At 38.9% G+C, this 1258-nt stretch carries 1 protein-coding gene and 1 pseudogene; both read left to right on the top strand.

Translation table 11 applies throughout. The features are described 5' to 3' along the window. Window positions 1–131 precede the first annotated feature (131 nt). Window positions 132–350 (top strand): annotated as a pseudogene (locus PX482_RS27800) (DUF5615 family PIN-like protein); the annotation flags it as partial. A 395-nt stretch (window positions 351–745) separates the two neighbouring features. Continuing rightward, window positions 746–877 (top strand): hypothetical protein, encoded by a 132-nt coding sequence (locus tag PX482_RS17095; RefSeq protein WP_002753613.1) that lies wholly within the window; start codon window positions 746–748, stop codon window positions 875–877. The last annotated feature ends 381 nt before the right edge of the window (window positions 878–1258 follow it).

The raw sequence follows: 1258 nt of genomic DNA, 5'->3' as shown, positions 1-1258 counted from the left end.
GTGAGTTCTTTTCTTCTTCCGTGAATTCTAGGTTAATCATGTTTTTAATGAGTGCTTTGCTTCTAATTATGACTCTTAAACTATATTATTGTCCTTGAGTAAAAAATGCAAGTTGTAGCCGTGCAAAGTATATACAGGAAAATCGGATTCTGCTAACTCATAACTGCGATGACTTTGAAGAGTTGCACCAAGCGAATCCAAACCATTCGGGGATCTTCGCGGTTTACCGTAACGCTAACCTCTTAAAAAATATGGGCTTCAAGGCAATTGTCAAGGCAATCGCCAATCTCGAAACTGCTAACGTCCCCCTTGCTAATCAGTTCATCTCCCTGAACCACTGGAACTATTAATTCTGGTTTGTCTCGATCTTGTCACAAATCTTAACTTAATCTCTCCCTAACTATTGAAAACAACAATACACTCTACCCCCAGCACAGTATCCTAAGCTACAATTTAATAAATCTTTACATTATTCTCCCTGACTAGGGATTCACATCGGATTTACACATCCTCACCCAATATTTCGTCAAAACTTACCGAAAAATTGGGTTTAAAGCCTCGCTCTTTTAGGGCGACTTTATATGATGTATGCTATTAAGAATAGCGGGCAGGGTAAGCAACCGCTTAAAAAACCCAGTCATCGCCGGATGAACGCACCGTTCGGATCTCGGCGTGAGCTTTTGTCGAACGCTGAGATCAGGGCAGCGCGGTCAAAAACGACATCGGTAAGATTGCCAACCAAATTATGATGGCTGTCACCTTGCGTTGGGAAACCATTTTGATGCCAGAGGAAAGAAAAGAGGGTCATCAGTTGTCAGATTTGCGTTTTCAGTCCACTGATTACTGGAAAAGCTTCCCAACTCCCACTCTGCAATAACTACTGGCAGCCAGAAATAGGTTGGGTACTTATCATACTTTGTGCTTTTTGTCAAAAAAACTTTTTTTTTGCAATAAAACTACACAAAAAAAAGATCATCGTTGTGGGTGAAATTGACTCATTTACCCGTCTTAATTAGGATCACCTTGTAGGTGTGGCAAGGGTTTCAGCCATTGCTACCCAAAAAAGCACAGAATAACCCACTATGAAATTCTATCAAATCGCTGTAACCATTACAACATCGTTGTTAAATAAAAATCTTTCTCAATTAATTCTTAAGAATTTGTAAATATTGCGAAATGTTAATTTAAATATTCTCAAGTTTTTGGAGTCAATAAATAATTTTTGCTTATCTTTGGTGCACATTGGGTTAGAAGTAGG

Source organism: Microcystis sp. M53602_WE12, from assembly GCF_030065455.1.
Lineage (GTDB): Bacteria > Cyanobacteriota > Cyanobacteriia > Cyanobacteriales > Microcystaceae > Microcystis > Microcystis aeruginosa.
The sequence above is the reverse complement of the archived record's forward strand: the minus strand, read 5'-3'. Positions and strand labels throughout refer to the sequence as shown.

Coding starts and splice junctions, on each gene's coding strand:
- PX482_RS17095 (WP_002753613.1), top strand. CDS start 746: ATGATGGCTGTCACCTTGCGTTGGGAAACCATTTTGATGCCAGAGGAA.